The sequence below is a fragment of the Rhodoblastus sphagnicola genome (assembly GCF_002937075.1).
Taxonomy (GTDB): Bacteria; Pseudomonadota; Alphaproteobacteria; order Rhizobiales; family Beijerinckiaceae; genus Rhodoblastus; species Rhodoblastus sphagnicola.
Genome location: NZ_NHSJ01000131.1, coordinates 34304 through 51183, shown reverse-complemented (window position 1 = coordinate 51183; position 16880 = coordinate 34304). Strand labels below are relative to the sequence as shown.

Sequence of the window (16880 nt, the reverse complement as noted above, 5' to 3'; positions counted from 1 at the left end):
CCGGCCCTCCGGCTCGCCCGGAGCCCGTACGCGACCCTCCGGTTCATCGTACGGGCTCATGGCTCGCGAAGCTCACGCGCCATTCATATGAACGGCGCCTGAAGCCGAGACGTCATAGCCGCCGAGCGCATTGGCCCTGGCGAGAAATCGATCCGAACGGCTCACAGCGAGCAGTTTCTGGAATGGCGGGTCAAAATACGCCTTACGCCAAACCAGCAGGTCGAACCGTTCCTCGATCAACGGAACGAAGTCGAGCTGGAACTGGCGCGCCGCCGCTTCAATGCCGAGGCCGACATCGGCGCTTCCCTGCGCCAGGCTCATCGCCAGATCCATTTCGGAACGCTCGACGGCTGCGATGGTGTGCAGGTCGGCTCGCGTCATCTTTTCGGCGGCGAGCAGCCGGTCCAGCACCAATTCGCTGCCCGACGCCGCCTGCCGCGCCTGGAACCTCAGCCCGCGGACGTCCTTGAGATCTTTCGGCCGGCGCAAAAGACCCGGACGCAGGATCAGGCCGCGCCGCCGCCGCGCCCATTCGATCAGGACCCATGGTTTCCGGGCGAATTTCGCTTCAACCGTTGCGACGTTCCAGCCACCGTCTTCCGGGATGTGCAATCCGGCGACAATGCATTGATCCGCTTCGGCCCGCTTCAGCCCGTCGACCGCGCCGTCGAGGAAACCGGCGATCCCTGACCCCGATTCGCGCAGCGCCCATTCAAGCAGGGGATCATGGCCGCCGACGGCGATCAGCGGTCGCTCGGATTCGGATGGGGAAGGCGTGGCGGCGGGCGGAGCCGAAGGCGCGTTCGTGTCGAGCCATCGCCCGATCGCGTCGCGCGGGAACAGCAGCTTTCCGGTGACCCGCCGCACCGGAATCTCGCCCGAAGCGGCGAGGTCGTAAACCTTCCGCTCCTTGACGCGCAAGAGGGCGGCCAATTCGCGGGTCGTGTAAAAGTCGGGCATTCAAGTCTCGCGAATCTGCGCGGAGACGGAAAAAATGACACGAAATGCAGGAAATTGCACCACGCGATCGCCTGCCGTATTCTGATGGCGGTGGACAATGGTCTGCTCCCTTTGCCGACCGCGCGCCCTCGGCGCCCGCCAAGCAGGCCGGGAAGATCCTCCCGTGAGGTGGCGGATTCCGCAAAAACCTTTCAGCGGCGGCGGAAGAGACCTCGCGTGACGCCGAGGCGGTCTCCGGCGCAGCCGAACAGGCCGCCGCCAATCCAGACTGTTGCTTCCGCATCGGAATTGACCGCCTCGGCGCGCGAGATCACCCTGCAAGTGAACCAGTCGCTGACACAGCTTCCATGAGGCGCAAGCCTCCAACGTCGGGATCCGCGCCACACGTGCGTGGCTGCGCCGTTCGTTCCTGAACGCGCCATTCTTGAAAAATGACATATTCGTACACTCTCGGATCACCTGACGCGGATTGCCCCGGGAAAACAGAGTATCGAACGTGATCCGCGGTTTGGCGCCGATCCTGCTGCGGTGTGATCGATCGCGCGTCCCATGGGATCCTCAAGCGCGAATCACGTCGCTTTCCAAGGCGACCGACTGCGGCATGAGCCGTTTCCCGAAAAACCCTGAGTCATTGGCGTCACTTCGACGTTTCCGACTCCTCTTCATTCGGAGACGCCATGTCTGCGCCTGCGTACAGTCATTCGCCGAAAAAATGGACATGCAGTCCCCAAGGACCAAGCCTTGCGCGGTGGCGCGTCGCACCCGATCACCGCCGCCCTGCATCTCATCCACGGCCCCTTTGTCCGCCAGGGCCACGGCTGGGAACCCCGGCCGAGGGCGCCGGCGATGTCTTGTCCCATTGAGGAGAAATCATGGACTCCCTGTCACTCTCGCCCCTCGCATTGTTCTTCCAGGCCGGACTCGTCGGCAAATTGGTGATGATCGTTCTCGGGCTCGCCTCGATCTGGTGCTGGATGCTGATCGTCGAGGCCCTGTTCGGCCTGTCGCGGCTGTCCAGAGCTGTGCGCGACCCGCACACGCTTCTGCTGGCGGACGCCGATGCGCAAGGCGCCGAGGAAGCTAAAATCCACATCCAAGGAGAAAGCGTCTCTGAGCGCCGCGCCCGAACCGCGGAAAAACTCACCCGAGCCCATGTCGAAGTGTTGATGAAAGCGGAGGGCGGCTTGTCCAATCTGGCGGTGATTTCCTCGGTTTCTCCCTTCATCGGTCTGTTCGGCACGGTCTGGGGCATCATGGCGAGCTTTGTCGGCATCGCCGCCGCACGAGACACCTCGCTCGCGGTGGTGGCGCCGGGCATAGCCGAGGCGCTCGCCGCCACGGCCTACGGCCTCGCCGCCGCCATTCCCGCTTCCATCGCTTATAACCGACTCGGCGCGGCCTTTTCGACGATCGGGCAAAAACTCGTCCATCGCGCCGCCGACCGCGCCGCCCAATTCTGCCGCGCCTGAGGAGCGACCATGCTTTCCTCACCTCTACAGAATGGCAGGCCGGGCCTCTTTCGCGCGCAGGCCGACATCAATGTGACGCCGTTGGTCGATGTCATGCTGGTTCTGCTGATTATTTTCATGGTCACGGCGCCGCTGCTGGCGACGGGCGTCAAAGTCGATCTGCCACAGGCGAAGGCGGCAAAACCGCTCGACCCGAAGGAGCCCGTGGTGGTGGCGGTTGATCGCGACGGCCATGTCGCCCTCGGCGCGGAACAGGTCGATCGCGCCGATCTGGTGGATCGCGTCAAACTCAAGGTTGGCGACGACCTCGCCCATGTCGTGCACATTCGCGGCGACAAGGATGCGGCCTTCGGCCAGATCGTTTCCGTCATGGACGACCTCGCGCATAATGGCATGACCCATCTGGCCATCGTCACGGACAATTCGCGCAAGGGGTTTGACGCGGGGTCGGCGTCTTCCGCGGAGGCGCCAAAGAACACCGCGCCGAGGAATAGCCAATGAGGCTCGCCGCCAACTGGGATTTGCGTCCCACCTGGTTGCGACCGGCGACCCTGGCGCTGGTCGTCGCAGCCCATTTCGGGCTTTTGCTCGTGGCTCAAGCAAACATCAACCCGCCTCCCTCTCTCGATGCGATGGAGGTCGCGCTGGTCCCGGAGGGGGATGCAACGGTCGATCAAGCCCCGCGCGAGGAAATAAAACCTCAGGAGGAAACCGCTGAGAGTCCCGTTTCGCCGCCAGCGCAAAGCGCCGAACTCACGGCGCCGCCGCCTCGGCAGGCGACGGCCGACGCGCCCCCCTTGCCGCTCGCCAAACCGAAACCCATTTCCAAGCCGAAGCCTGAAGTCGAGGACGATGACGAGCCGCGCCCGGCGGAACTGCGCGAAATCCAACGGAAGAAGCGACTCGCAGAACAGCGGCGGCGCGAGGAGCGCAAGGCGCAGGAAGCACGGCAGGAAGCGCATCGCGGCGCGGCCGGAGGCGCGCGCGCCGAATCCGGCCTGTCGTCCGCCAATTTTGCCGGCCTGGTGATCGCCCAACTCAACCGCCATAAATTTTACCCGGCGGCGGCGCAGGCCTCGGGCGCGACCGGCTCGGTCGGCGTGGCTTTCACGATCGGTCCGTCGGGGCGTGTCATCAGCCAGTCGGTCATCCGGTCCTCCGGTTCCAGCGCTCTCGACAGCGCCGCGCACGCCATCATGAGTTCGCTCCAGACGCCGCCTCCGCCCGGCGGGCGCTTCTCGACCAGCACCAATATCAATTTTCACATGCGCTGAAAGGACGAGGAATGACACGGCGCGAAGGGTGCGTAAATTCCGGCGCGTCGCTAACGGGATAAAATAAGATTACATATTTAAGTCAAACCAAAGTAACAATGTTGCCATGCGGTCAGGCTCATGATAACAAAATTATGATCATAAGCATTCCGTAATCTTGAGTGCGTGGATCATGTCGTCGCCAAGACGACCGATCGCGGCATGAGCCGTCTCCCCTCCAAAATTTTCACTCATGGACTCCCTGGGACCACTCATGCTTGCGTCTGTCCGAAACTCACGCTGCGTCTTCAAGGCGTTCCTTGCCTGCGGCGTCGCCACGTCCGTTCTCTCAATCGCCGCTCCGGCCTTTTCTCAATCTACGGTCTTGCCGGACGTTGACGTGGCCGCGGACCGCCTCCCGTCGCCCGCGCCCGTCTCGCCGGTCTCCAACCCGAGTGGCGCAGCTTCGCCCGCCAAAGAGGGTAGCGTGGAAAATGGCTATCGCGCGTCCAGCGCCTCGGTCGGCGCGCTGGGGGCGAAGTCGCTGAAGGACACGCCTTATTCGATCAATGTCGCGTCACGGGAGTTGATCACAAACCTGCAAGCGCAGACGGCGTCCGAGGCCGTGAAATACAACCCGACGGTCTACGCGGGTTCCGGCAACAACATGGTTGGAGGCGGCGCCGCTTTCACCATTCGCGGGTTCACGACCGACACCAACCAGTCCTTCATCGATGGCTTGCGCATCTATTCGCGCACGCCGCTCGAAGACAAGGAACGGATCGAGGTTCTGAACGGTCCGTCCGCCCTCCTGTTCGGGTTCACCAACCCGGCCGGCGTGATCAACTATGTCCAGAAGCGTCCGACAGCAGAGCCTTTCGCCAACATGACCGTCGGCGATTACGGCGGCGCGCAAGGCTACGTACATGGCGATTTCGGGGGACCGCTCGACCAGGAGGGTCGCTTCGCCTATCGGCTGAATCTGCTTTACGTCGGAAAAGGCGATGTCGGCGTCAACGACGACAGCCACGAACGCTACCTCGCCAGCGGCGCGCTCGACTGGCATATCAGCCCCGGGACCATCTGGTCTCTGGACTTCGAGCATTTCTACATCAACGTCGCCGGCGGCGACAATATTTTCACCATCGGTTCGAATGTCACCGCCATTCCCAAGGCGCCGAGCGCATCGAAGAATTACATGCCGACCTACAGCATCGCCCGCGACGCCTATGACCGCGTGGCGACGCGGATCAGTTCGGAGTTGAGCGATTCCGTCACATTGCGTGGCGCCGTCTCCTATTCGAACATCGACATGTACCGCCATCGCGCCAGCGACAAGATCATCGACAATGCCGGCGACTTCACGATGTCGCGCAACTATTACCATGCCGGAAAACAAGCCGTCGACGGCAACGCCTATCTCGACATCAAGTTCGACACCTGGGATTGGCGTCACAAGGCGACGGTCGGCGTCAATGAGGAATATTCCGTCGTCAGATACGCCTATCCCTATGCCAACGGCACGGTGAACTACAAGGGAACCAACAACCTCTATCATCCCTTCGCCTGGCCGGCGGACACCAGCGCCGACACCGTCGGAGATCCAAATCGTGACACCGACCGCGCCAACCTGTTCGCGGGCACGATCGCCGATCAGGTGTCGTTCAACGATCAATGGTCGCTGATCGGCGGACTGACCTGGGCCAGCATCAACGATCAGGCCTATGTGTACAGCGCGACCAAGGCCGGCGCGTACACGACTATCCCCGAATACCAGCAAAGCAGGGTGTCGCCGAGCGTCGCTCTGCTCTACAAGATGCTGCCGGAAGTCAGCTTGTACGTTTCCTACAATGAAGCCCTCCAGAAGGGACCAACCTCGCCCTCGACCGGCGTGACCAATCCGAACGTGACGCTCGCGCCATATGTCGCGCGCGGCGTGGAGGGCGGATTGAAGGCGACCGCCGGAATGGTCGACATCAACGCGGCGTTGTTCCGCATCGAGCAAGCCTATGCCTTCACCAACAGCGCCAGTCTCTACGTGCAAAGCGGCGTCGAGACCCATGTCGGCGGCGAATTCGTCGCCACCGGAAAGCTGACTGAGAATTTCACTGTGACGGGCGGCTTCACCGTGCTGCAAGCGAGCGTCGACGACGTCACCGTCGCCTCGATCAACGGCAAGGTTCCCGTCGGCGTCCCACAGCATATGGCCCGCCTCTATGGCGAATATGCGCTGCCATTGCCCGGGCTGACGCTGACCGGCGGTGTTTCCTACAATGACTCCGTCTACGCCAACGCCGCTAACACGCTATCGGTCCCTGCGGTGACGACCGGCGACTTGGGCCTGCGCTATGCGACCAGGATCGAAGGCTACGACACCACCTTCCGCTTCAACGTACAGAACATCACCAACACCAACTACTGGACGGTCTCAAGCTCGTCCCTGGCGTTGGGCGCGCCCCGGACCTTCGCGTTCTCGGCGTCGATGAAGTTCTGAGCCCCGCGAATGCAAGGCGCCGGCGCGGCGACTCGGAACGATCGGAGACCAAGCCAGATGTCAGATGAAGCTACGACGGCCGATTCGTGCGCAACCGGGACCAGCTTCCTGCCGGGCCCGGTTGCGCAGGGGGTTTTCGTCGTCAACCAATTACCGCCTCCCCAGGGCCATGCGGATATCGGATCAGGCAAGTGAACGGCCGCGCCCGCATCCTGTTCGCCGACGGCGCCGCCAGCCAGGGCTGCTGGGAAGTCGGACAACTCTGGCGGGAGGCGCCCGATGACGCGCCGCTCACGCGCGGGCGGCTGCGCTTCACCGCGCCGCCCGCCGTGCGCTCCTGCTGCTTCGGCCAGCAGAACATCGGCGAGGCGTTCCAGCATGGCCTGATGCGCAAGATCGAAATCGCGGAACAGGCGATCGACCAGTCCGCCGGCGAGAGGGGGTGAAACATGCTCGACGAGATCAAGACGGTCATACGCGACCACTGGAACCAGCGCGCGGCGGCTTATGACGCCTCCGCCCACCACACCATCGAGATGGAGACCGAGCGGGCGGAATGGGCCTCCCTACTGCTGGCGGCCATGGGCCATCAGGTCACCGGCGCGGATATCGCGGAGGACATGTTAGCGCAGGCGCGCGCCAAGGCGGCGGCGCGGAGCCTGACCGCTACGTTTCTGATCGGAGACGCCGAGGCGCATCCGTTCCCCGACGCCAGTTTCGACGTCGTGGTCAATCGCCATCTGCTCTGGACGCGTCCCGATCCCGAGAGAGCCCTTTTTGAATGGACGCGCGTGCTGGCTCCTGGCGGCAAAATGGTGATCATCGACGGCGATTTTCATTGCGCCGCCAAGACCTCCTCGGCGGACGAGCGCGCCAGCCCGTCCATGGACGCCTACCGCGCCGCAGGCATCGCGGATCGCTTGCCCTTGCAGGCCAGCCCGCGTCCGCAAGCCGATCTCCAGATGCCGGCCGCGCTGGGTTTGACCGCCGAAGTCCGGATCATTGGTTCGGACGGCGAGTTTTTCGTCGATCTGCCGTTTGGCGCGCGCCAGGATCATTGTCGCTTCGCTCTGTTCGGCGAGAAGCCGCTATGAAGGGCCTTCATGACTCCCGCTTGTGGCGGCGACTGACGACCGCGTTCATCGTCCTGCCGCTGCTGGCGTGCGTCGCGACGGCGTCCGCCGACGAGCGCATTGTCACCGACATGCGCGACCGTCCCGTCGCCATTCCCGCGCAAGTCACCCGGGCGATCGGCACCGGCGGCGCCGTCGACGCATGGTTCTTGTTGCTGGGCGCGCAGGACAAGCTGGTGGCGACGTCCACCACCATCACCAAGAATCCCTGGTTCGCCAAATTCTATCCCCGCATTCGTCAACTCCCGACCCCAATATCCTCGAATGACATCAATATCGAGGATTTGACCGCGCGACAGCCGCAGGTCGCCATCCTGCTGTCCGGCATGGCCAGCATCGACAAGATCGAACGCGCCGGCATTCCGACGGTCGTTCTGGAGCGGCGCAATGCGGAAGAACTGATGCGCGCCGTCAGCATCGCCGCCGACGTGCTCGGCCCGGCCGAGCGCGAGGCCGCCGCGCGCTTTTGCGCCTATTATCGCGCCAATATCGCAAAGGTTTCCGCGCGAGTCGGGACGATTTCGCCCGAACGGCGCACGCGCGTCTATTACGCTGGCGGCGCCGCGCTTGCGACCGAAGGCAAGAACACGCTGGTCAGTTCATGGATCGAGCTCGCCGGCGGTCGCAATGTCGCAGAGGCGGCGGGCGTCAACGGCATGTCGGGCAAAGTGTCGATGGAAGATGTCATCGCCGCCGATCCCGAGGTCATCGTCACCCTGACGCCGACGGTGCGCGATGAGATTCTCTCCGACGCCAGCTGGCGTTCGATCGCGGCTGTCCGCGAAGGCCGCGTCCACGTCAATCCCAAGAGCGCATACTCTTGGGGCGTTCGAAGCGCGGAAGAGGCGATTCAGGTTCTCTGGGCGGCGACGATCATCCATCCCGAACTGTTCGGCGACATCGACATGGTCGCGGAAACCAGGGCCTTCCACGCCGCCTTCTTCAAGGTCGCGCTCGGCGACGCCGACATCCGCCACATTCTGAACGCGGAGCCGCCGGACCCTTCGCCCGCAGGAGATCGATGATGACGACGGCGGCGCCGACCAGAGACGGCGGGGCGCGATGTGGCGCCGCTCGCCCTCGCGCATTGAAAACGCCGTATCGGATCGCGGCGCTGACCCTCGCGCTTGCGCTCTGCGCGCTGGCGTCTTTCATGGTCGGGCGCTATCCGGTTGCGCCAGCGACAGCGCTCGCGATCCTCGCCTCAAAAATCGCGCCGGTTCATGCGGATTGGAGCCTGCAACTCGAAACCATCGTCATGAACGTGCGCCTGCCGAGAATCGTCGCCGCGCTGGAAGTCGGCGCCGCGCTGGCGGCCTCGGGCGCAGCCTATCAAAGCATGTTCCGCAACCCCATGGTCTCGCCCGACATTCTGGGCGTGAGCGCTGGCGCCGGAGCGGGCGCCGCCCTGGCCATCTTGCTGGCGTTCCCGCCGCTCGGCGTCCCGGCCATGGCGTTCGGCTTCGGTCTGCTCGCCGTCGGCGCGACCTGTCTGATCGGTTGGCGATCCGGCGGCGACACTCCGCTGACGATGATCCTCGCCGGCGTCATCGTCGGGACCGTGTTCGCCGCTTTAATCGCGCTGATGAAGCTGGTCGCGGACCCGGACAACACCCTCCCCACGATCGTGTTCTGGTTGATGGGCAGCCTGGCTTCCGTGCATGCCGCCGACGTCTATTTCGCCCTGGCGCCGATCGGCGTGGGTCTGCTCGGCCTTGTCGCGATGTCCTGGCGCCTGAATGTACTCGCCTTCGGAGACGAAGAGGCGATGACCCTGGGGATCGACGTTGGCCGATTGCGCCTGATGGTGATCGCCTGCGCGACACTGATGACGGCGGTGGCCGTGGCGATCGGCGGGCTCATCGGCCTCGTCGGACTGGTGGTGCCCTATCTCGGCCGGCTCGTCGTGGGATCGGACAATCGGGCGCTGATCCCGGTGTGCGCGGTCATGGGCGGTTGCTACCTGCTGCTGGTGGACGACATCGCCCGTTCGCTGCTGTCGCAGGAAATTCCGCTGGGCATCCTGACCTCGCTGCTCGGGGCGCCGGTGTTCATATCTCTGCTGTCGCACACCCGAAAGGCATGGGCATGACGCCCCCGCATCTGGCTGTCCAGGGACTGAGTTGCGGCTATGGCGGGCGCGTCGTCGTGCACGATGTCGACTTCACCCTGTCGGGCGGGGAGTTTTTGTGCCTGCTCGGACCCAACGGCGTCGGCAAGACGACGCTGTTCAAGACCGTGCTGCGCCTCATGCCGTCCCTTGGCGGCCGAACCCTGGTCGATGGCGAGGATATCGCGGGCTGGTCGCGGCGAATGATCGCCAGGGCGGTGGGCTATGTCCCGCAGGCCCATACGCCGCCGTTTCCGTTCGAGGTCGGCCTCGTCGTGGCCATGGGGCGAACCGCCCATCTCGGCCCCCTGTCGTCGCCTGGCCGCGATGACGTCCTCATCGCGGAAGAGGTGATGGACTCGCTGGGGATCGCGCATCTGGCCTATCGCGCCTGTACGGAAATCAGCGGGGGAGAGCGCCAGTTGATGCTGCTGGCGCGCGCTCTTGTTCAACAGCCTCGCATTCTGGTGTTGGACGAACCAACCTCGGCGCTGGATTTCGGCAATCAGGCCCGCATCCTCGATCATGTCTCGCAATTGGTTCATCAGTCCGGGATGGCGGTCCTGATGACCACCCACGACCCCAACCATGCCCTCCGCTACGCCACGCATGTCGCATCCGTCGACCGTGGGGGCCGTTTTTCGGTCGGATTGCCCGGCGACATGGTGAACGCTGATTACCTGAAAGAAACCTACGAAGTTGACGCCGGTTTCGTCGAGGCGAGTCTGGCGAATGGCGCCAAGGCGCGCCTTTGCCTGGCCTTGGGACGGACGACCTCATCCCATTCTTTGACTCGCCAGCCGCGCAGGTAAGTCCATGACCGCGACACGCCCGGATTCATACTACGATGTACATATATTTGTATGCACCTTCGTCCGGCCTGGAGAAAGCGCACGCCGATGCTGTGGCGCTTCAGATGCGGAACGGCTCCTGACCTATCTTCGGACCAAGGCCAAGGAGATTGGGATCGCCGGATTGCGGGTAAACGCGGCCGGTTGCCTGTCTCCGGAATGTTGCAACATTGGCCCAGTGTTGGTCATATACCCCGAGGGTATCTGGTACAAATACCAGACAGAGGCGGACTTGGACGAAATTGTCGCCGAGCATCTTCTGCAAAGAAAACCGGTCGAACGATTGCGCCTCAAGCCTAATCCACCACCGATGCAGGCGCCACGTCCGGAGCCGAGAACGGACGACGCAGCGATCAGCAGCGATGCCATGATATTCGATATCGAAATGGCCTCCGATCAGCGTCCGCGATGATCCTGTTGCCAGCCAATCGGGTTGGACAAATAAATCGCGCAACAAAAATCGCCTGATTTTTCAATCGCGGGGTAAACTTTCGCCCACACGACCGTTTATGCAACGATGTGATATTACGAAACTATCGGCTTAGAGTGCGTTTTATGGGAGATTCTGCGATGCCCCATCACGGCGCTGCGCGCCGGCAGGCCGGGCGGCAAGGGTTTGCCGCGCTGGTCGGTCTCCGCGCCGACGGCCGGGGCGGTGGCGAGCGGGAGCCTCGCGCCGCCCCAAGGCCGTTCAATATTCGACATCGACCCGCGCCAGCACGGTGGCCGGCTGACCCATATAGACCGTGGTGATCGCGGTGCTCGACGCGCTGGCGAGATAATAGCGCTTGTCGAACACATTGGTCGCGTTGATGCTGAATTTCAGGTTTTCATATTTGTAGGCCGCCATCAGGTCGAAGGTGGCGTATTCCGGCAGCACATAGTTCACATTGGGCGTCGCCGCCTTGACCAGCACGCCGGCGCGGTCGCCGACATAGGTGACGCCGCCGCCAAACGACAGGCCCTTGAAATCGCCGGACTGGAATTCGTAAGACGACCACAGATGCGCGGCGTTCTTCGGCGCATTGTCGACCGGCGCGCCGACGCGATAAGTGGTGTCCTTCTTCACCCGGGCGTCGTCATAGGCGTAGGACAGCGACAGGTTCCATCCAGGCGCCAGTTTCACGCTCGCGTCGAGTTCAAAGCCCTGGCTGAGCTGTTCGCCGGTCGTCGTGGCGTAGCCCGACACCGGGTCGGCGCTCACGACATTGCGGCGGTCGAGGCGAAACACGGCGGCGGTGGCGGTCAGCCAATTGTTCAAATCCGCCTTGACGCCGGCTTCCACATTGTCGCCGATTTCCGGCGGCAGCAACTGGCCCTTGACCGCGCCGAGCGAAACCGTGCTGCCGGGCGGCGCGAAGGAATGGGAATAACCGCCATAGGCGACATAGCCGGGGATGAATTCATAGGTGAGGCCGGCGCGCTCGCTGAGCGCATCATTGCGTTGGCTCTGATAGACGGCGGTGACCGTATCGGCGCTGTCGCGGCTGACCAGATCGTAGCGGACGCCGCCGATCGCCTTGAGGCCGGGCAGCAACTCGATCTGGTCCTGAACGTAATGGCCTTCGCGATATTGCTTGAACGTCAGATTGGACGAGGCATTGTAGCCGGGGCCCGCCGTGGTGTCGCCATAGAGCCTCACCGGGAAGCTGAAGGAGCCGCTGGTCGATTGTGGACGGGTTACATGGCTGTAGCTCAACTCCGTCCCGACCAGGAAAAGATTGGGCAGACCGAACAACGTTCCCTTGTTCTGGAGATAGCTGTCCTGCGTGCCCTGCCAGGTTTCCGACGAGGCGATCTGGAAGGTGCGCGTCAACTTGGTGTTGTTGGCGGTATAACCGCTGATCACGGAGAGACCCTGGTTGAACCAGTAATAATTGACGGCCGCCCCGCTGTGAAAGGTCCAGTCGTTGTTGATGCGGTAGTCGAGATCCACCGCGCCGGAGCGGCCGATGTCGGTGCGCCGCGACCAGTTGGTGTTGTAATTGGCCCAGATCGGCAGCGACAGCTTGGTCCCGAGCAGGGTTCCATAGACCGGCAGTCCCGTGTCCACTCCCGAATTGCGCTCGCGGTCCTCGAAGCGGGTGGAAAGCGTGGCGGCGTCCGACACTTGCGTCTGCGTCAGCAGGGCGGCGTGGCTCTGGCGCACCGGATTGTTCTGCACATAGGTGTCGCTGTAGGTCTTATCGACGATGACGCGCGCCACGGTAGAATCGGTGACGCGGCGGGTCACGTCGAAGCCGCCGCCGGCCGTGTCAAAATTGCCGTACCAGCCGAAGGCCTTGATGCTGTCCGGTCCCAGCGCCTTTTTTGTGACATAGTTGATCGAGCCGCCAAGGCTGCCGTCGCCGTAGAGCACGGAGGCCGGGCCTTTCAGGACTTCGATGCGGTCGATGTCGCCGAGCCAGGCGCTACGGTCGAACGTTTCGTCGCGCAGGCCGTCGCGATAGATGTTGCGCGCAACAAAACCGCGAATGCGGAAGATGGGCGCCCCCGAGACGTCACTGTAAGTTGGCTGCACGCTGGCGACATTGCGCAAGGCGTCGTTGAGATAAATGTCGTTCTGCTCGACCAGCAGTTTTTGTGGGATTTCGACGATGGACTGCGGCACTTCCTTGTTGGGGATGTCGAACTTCGCGCCGGCCTTGCCCTGGTCGATCAGATAGTCGTTTTGCCCCTGCGCGGCGACCGGCGTCGCCTGGCTGGCAACAGCGGAGCCTTGAGATGCCGGCGCTCCGCGCGAGTCTGACGACGGACGGTCGGCGGAAACATTGATGTCGGGGAGCGCGATCGGTTCGGCCAGGGCGGGTGTGGCGACGATCAGCATGCAAAGCGAAACGCCCCGCGCCAGGCCGAGGCGGAAAACGGATGAGAAAACAGGCGCGGGCATGAGGCCTCCAGCTGATGAAACGGGCGCCGCCGCCGAATTCGGCGCTAGAAGCCCAGGATACAGGGGAAGCAGCTCATGCTGCGGTCGGTCGCGCCAAACGCGACATGAAGGTCGGCCCACGAACTGAAGCGTAGCCTTACCAGAAGTAATCCGTTAGCAGAACGGGCGCAAAAGTGCAAATTGTGCGTGGTTCTGACGTCTTCGGGGTCACGACAAGATCAGTGCAATATGGCCTCATCTAATGGAACGTTCACGCAATACAAATAAACGGACAAAAAGTGAACATCATGCGGCCTTGGCGGCGACTGCTGGATCATCGACGTCTTCAGCTGCAAATTGCGAAAAAAACTCTCCAACGCCAGCAATGGCGGCAATTACATCGAAACCGTCTGGGGCCGCGTGGCGCGGGAGACGTATGACGCCGGCAAGAGCATTTCAGCCTGATTCCTCGGGGCGAGGCGCTCGGCGCAGCCGTTGTGTGGGCGGTGGCGCCTTCCCATGGCCCGTGCTTACAGCCAGGATTTGCGTGATCGCGTTATCGAGGCCGCGTTGTCTGGCGTTTCATCGGCCCGGGGATCAGCCGGCCATTTCGGCATAGGGGTGGCGACAGCCATTGTCTGGGTGCGACGCGCGCGGCAAACGGGTGACCGCAAAGCACATAAGCAAGGCGCCGCCAAGCCCAGAAAGCTTGAACCGCATCGCGATTTCCTCCTTGCTCTGATTGATGAGACGCCCGACCTTTCGCTCGACGAATTGCTCGCGCGACTGCTCAAAACGCATGGTGTGACGGTGGCGCGCTCAACCTTGTGGACCTTCCTCGATCGCTGCGGCCTCACCCTAAAAAAATGGCTCACGCGAGTGAGCAGGATCGCCCGGACGTCCGCAAGAAGCGCGAAGATTGGCCTGACGGGCAAAGCAGCCTCCCCCCTAACCGCCTTGTCTTCATTGATGAAACCTGGATGACGACCAATATGGCGCGACTACGCGGGCGCGCCGCATAGGCGCTGGAAAACGACGACATTCATCGGCGGGTTGCGCCGCAACGGTCTGGGCGCTCCCATGGTCATTGATGGTCCCATCAACGGCGTCTCGTTCCAGGCCTATGTCGATCAGATTTTGGTCCCGACGCTTTCGCCAGGCGACATCGTCATTATGGACAATCTCGGCAGCCATAAGCGGCCGGGCGATCAAGGCCGCTGGCGCGCAGTTGCCTTACCTGCCGCCCTACAGCCCCGATTTCAACCCAATCGAGAACGCCTTCTCGAAGCTGAAGGCGCTGCTGCGAAAAGCTGCGGAGCGAACTGTCGATGGACTATGGGCAAAGGTCGCAGACTTGCTCGCCGAGTTCTCGCCCAAGGAATGCGCAAACTTCTTCGCCGCTGCTGGCTATAAGCCGGTTTAAGCCGAATCCGCTCTAACCTTGGACTCATGCGCGACGACGATCAGGAGGAGGGCGAGGCAGCGCTGGCGGCGCCTTTCGACGAGTGACGCTGGCGCGGCAGCGCCCGACCCGCAACCAGAAGCGCCTCGATTTCATCGATCAGGTCGATCAATCCGCCGGCTTGTGTGGTCCTGCGGATCGTCGTCGGCAAGCGTGACGCCTGATCGGCGCGCCTATCGGGCGCGGGGCATGGACAAGCCCTATCCTTAAAGCTCTGCACAAGGACTTGCAGTCCTTTGGCCAACCGAAAGGCGGAAACGGAAATACGCCCGGGATTAAATGAAAAAGGCCAGACAATGCCTGGCCTTTGGGTGTTCGTCTGTCGGCGGGCGCCAGTACATCCGTGGTCGCGCCGCCAACGATGAACTCGATTAGACTGCTTCGAGCTGTTCGGCCGACATCTTGCCGGTCTTGTTGTCGCGCTTCAGCTCGTAGCCAAGCTTCTGGCCTTCGACGAGATCGCGCATTCCGGCGCGCTCGACAGCAGAGATGTGGACGAACGCATCAGATCCGCCGTCGTCGGGCTGGATGAAGCCGAAACCCTTGGTGGAATTAAACCATTTCACTGTGCCGGTGGTCATAACAGAACCCTCCTCATGGCAGTATTGATCGTCCGCCACGCGAATGCACGGCAGCTTTTCCGAATTTCGAAGTGGGGGGAGGTTCGTCGCAAGCGCACAAGCGCGGTAGAAAAACGGCCGTCCAAACAAATATCGTGGTTCTCTTTTATTCGAAATGTTTCTACATGACAATCGAATTCGATGATCAACAACCGAATTTTTGCGGTTTGGTTATGCTGCATTATCCAACCATGCGCCGGCGCCGCACGACATATCGCTGACATGCGCCAAAAAACGCGGCGCAGCGTGCTTCACCTTCTCGCGTCGCCATGTCACTTAACCCTGGGCGTGTGAGTGTCCTGCGCGAGCGCGGGCTTGTGCGGCTCATTGGATCGTCATCCTTTCCAGGGACCTTCTCGGCACCGTTAAGACGATGATCTTGACGCCGTGGCCCTCCAATTCGCCCGCCAGCCGCATTTCCTCTTCAACCGCCGTGGCGTCGCCCTCGGTGCAAAGAACGATGCGATAGGGTTTCGAGCTCTTCGCCGCTATGGCCGCCAGCCTGGCTTTGACGCTCGTTTTCATTGGCCTGCCCCTGCTCAAGCGCCGTAAGTCGCTTTTCAATTTCCGAAGCGTCAATTATCTGGGTAAATCCTTCAAATATATTACAAATCCAAACGACTGTTCGCCGTCAGCGTGAGTGGGACAAAAACGGGTTCATTGAGAACGGAGGGTTTCTGGCTCATCGTAGCTGACAAGGAGCGAAGATGAGACAGAAACCCGGACCTGCGAGAGTGGCTTCGGACGCCAAGCCGCCGGCTGAAAAGTTCTGAAGGACATTCGCCGCGCGACCTGTCGGCATTTTTCGGCCGAGGAGAAGATCCGCGTCGTGCTTGAGGGCTTGCGCGGCGAGGAGAGCATCGCCGAGCTTTGCCGGCGCGAAGGCATCGCCACCTCGATGATTACGGCTGGTCCAAGGACTTCCTGGAGGCTGGCAAGCGCCGGCTGACCGGCGATACGGCCCGCTCGGCCAACACCGAAAAGGTCAAGGCGCTCAAGCGCGAGGCGCAGGCGCTGAAGGAAGCGGTCGCTGACCTGACGCTGGAAAATCGCCTGCTTAAAAAAAGCGTGATCGCGGATGGGCAAATCAGTCTGGAAGACTTGGACCGGGAGGACGAGGCATGAGGTATTCGCCCTCTGAAAAGGCGGAGATCATCCGCCTGGTCGAGGCTTCGCACCTGCCGGCGAAGAAGCCTCGCCTCCTGTCGGACAACGGCGCGTCCTACATCGCCGAGGAACTGGCGCAATATCTGGAAACGCAGGGCATGGCTCACGTGCGCGGCGCGCCCTATCATCCGCAGACGCAAGGCAAAATCGAGCGCTGGCATCAGACGCTGAAGAACCGCATCCTGCTTGAAGACTATTATCTGCCGGGAGAACTGGAGCGCGAGATCGCGGCCTTCGTCGAGCGCTACAACAACGACCGCTCTCCCGAAAGCCTCGACAATCTCACGCCGGCTGACGTCTATCTCAGCCGGGGCGACGCCATTTTAAGCGAACGAGAAAGGATCAAACGCCAGACCATCGAAACTCGCCGCTTGCAGCATCACGCGCAAGCCGCATAACATGACCCAGATGAGCCAGACCCTCCGTTCCTGAAAAGCTCAGTTTGTCCCATTTCTTCTGACGACGGACACAGCGGTTTGTGACGTTTCGATT

At 62.3% G+C, this 16880-nt stretch carries 15 protein-coding genes and 3 pseudogenes; 13 read left to right on the top strand and 5 right to left on the bottom strand.

What is annotated here, in order from left to right:
• Nucleotides 1-72: 72 nt before the first annotated feature.
• The gene (locus tag CCR94_RS21765) at nt 73-960 is read right to left on the bottom strand and encodes a helix-turn-helix transcriptional regulator (RefSeq protein ID WP_104510287.1); all 888 of its coding nucleotides are present in this window, start codon (nt 958-960) and stop codon (nt 73-75) included.
• A gap of 872 nt (nt 961-1832) precedes the next feature.
• On the opposite strand from CCR94_RS21765, the gene CCR94_RS21755 reads away from it, so the two are divergent.
• From CCR94_RS21755 to CCR94_RS25550, 10 genes are all read left to right on the top strand, one after another.
• Nucleotides 1833-2429, top strand: coding sequence for a MotA/TolQ/ExbB proton channel family protein (locus CCR94_RS21755; protein ID WP_104510281.1), 597 nt, complete (start codon nt 1833-1835; stop codon nt 2427-2429).
• A 9-nt stretch (nt 2430-2438) separates the two neighbouring features.
• Nucleotides 2439-2930, top strand: coding sequence for an ExbD/TolR family protein (locus CCR94_RS21750; RefSeq protein WP_104510278.1), 492 nt, complete (start codon nt 2439-2441; stop codon nt 2928-2930).
• On the top strand, nt 2927-3703 hold the full coding sequence (locus CCR94_RS21745; protein WP_104510276.1) for an energy transducer TonB: 777 nt from the start codon (nt 2927-2929) through the stop codon (nt 3701-3703). The genes CCR94_RS21750 and CCR94_RS21745 overlap by 4 nt, the downstream gene beginning before the upstream one ends.
• 466 nt (nt 3704-4169) lie before the next feature.
• Complete coding sequence (locus CCR94_RS21740) at nt 4170-6176, top strand: TonB-dependent receptor (RefSeq protein ID WP_158254871.1); 2007 nt, start codon at nt 4170-4172, stop codon at nt 6174-6176.
• A 191-nt stretch (nt 6177-6367) separates the two neighbouring features.
• Nucleotides 6368-6622, top strand: a complete 255-nt coding sequence (locus CCR94_RS21735; RefSeq protein WP_104510270.1) for a hypothetical protein — start codon at nt 6368-6370, stop codon at nt 6620-6622.
• A 3-nt stretch (nt 6623-6625) separates the two neighbouring features.
• A complete protein-coding gene (locus tag CCR94_RS21730; protein WP_104510267.1) occupies nt 6626-7270 on the top strand; it encodes a class I SAM-dependent methyltransferase in 645 nt (214 codons plus the stop codon).
• Nucleotides 7267-8334 carry an ABC transporter substrate-binding protein gene (locus tag CCR94_RS21725; RefSeq protein ID WP_158254870.1) on the top strand — a complete coding sequence of 356 codons (1068 nt, stop codon included), beginning with the start codon at nt 7267-7269 and terminating at the stop codon, nt 8332-8334. Before CCR94_RS21730 ends, CCR94_RS21725 begins: the two co-directional genes overlap by 4 nt.
• 62 nt (nt 8335-8396) lie before the next feature.
• Complete coding sequence (locus CCR94_RS21720) at nt 8397-9401, top strand: FecCD family ABC transporter permease (protein ID WP_244594175.1); 1005 nt, start codon at nt 8397-8399, stop codon at nt 9399-9401.
• Nucleotides 9398-10231: an ABC transporter ATP-binding protein gene (locus CCR94_RS21715; protein ID WP_104510329.1), complete on the top strand. Its 834-nt coding sequence runs from the start codon at nt 9398-9400 to the stop codon at nt 10229-10231. Before CCR94_RS21720 ends, CCR94_RS21715 begins: the two co-directional genes overlap by 4 nt.
• 271 nt (nt 10232-10502) lie before the next feature.
• The gene (locus tag CCR94_RS25550) at nt 10503-10682 is read left to right on the top strand and encodes a hypothetical protein (protein ID WP_184421721.1); all 180 of its coding nucleotides are present in this window, start codon (nt 10503-10505) and stop codon (nt 10680-10682) included.
• A 279-nt stretch (nt 10683-10961) separates the two neighbouring features.
• Here the strand turns inward: CCR94_RS25550 and CCR94_RS21705 are convergent, their stop codons facing one another.
• A complete protein-coding gene (locus tag CCR94_RS21705) occupies nt 10962-13160 on the bottom strand; it encodes a TonB-dependent siderophore receptor (RefSeq protein WP_104510261.1) in 2199 nt (732 codons plus the stop codon).
• Nucleotides 13161-13472: 312 nt separating this feature from the next.
• Here CCR94_RS21705 and CCR94_RS21700 point away from each other — a divergent pair.
• A pseudogene (locus CCR94_RS21700) lies at nt 13473-13604 on the top strand (DNA-binding response regulator); the annotation flags it as partial.
• Nucleotides 13605-13658: 54 nt separating this feature from the next.
• Nucleotides 13659-14562 (top strand): annotated as a pseudogene (locus tag CCR94_RS21695) (IS630 family transposase).
• Between the two features lie 40 nt (nt 14563-14602).
• Here CCR94_RS21695 and CCR94_RS25315 read toward each other — a convergent pair.
• From CCR94_RS25315 to CCR94_RS21685, 3 genes are all read right to left on the bottom strand, one after another.
• Nucleotides 14603-14752: a hypothetical protein gene (locus CCR94_RS25315; protein WP_158254869.1), complete on the bottom strand. Its 150-nt coding sequence runs from the start codon at nt 14750-14752 to the stop codon at nt 14603-14605.
• Between the two features lie 220 nt (nt 14753-14972).
• Nucleotides 14973-15182, bottom strand: coding sequence for a cold-shock protein (locus CCR94_RS21690; protein ID WP_104510259.1), 210 nt, complete (start codon nt 15180-15182; stop codon nt 14973-14975).
• A 363-nt stretch (nt 15183-15545) separates the two neighbouring features.
• A complete protein-coding gene (locus CCR94_RS21685) occupies nt 15546-15746 on the bottom strand; it encodes a hypothetical protein (protein ID WP_104510257.1) in 201 nt (66 codons plus the stop codon).
• Nucleotides 15747-15928: 182 nt separating this feature from the next.
• Here CCR94_RS21685 and CCR94_RS21680 point away from each other — a divergent pair.
• Nucleotides 15929-16786 (top strand): annotated as a pseudogene (locus tag CCR94_RS21680) (integrase core domain-containing protein).
• Nucleotides 16787-16880: the final 94 nt, after the last annotated feature.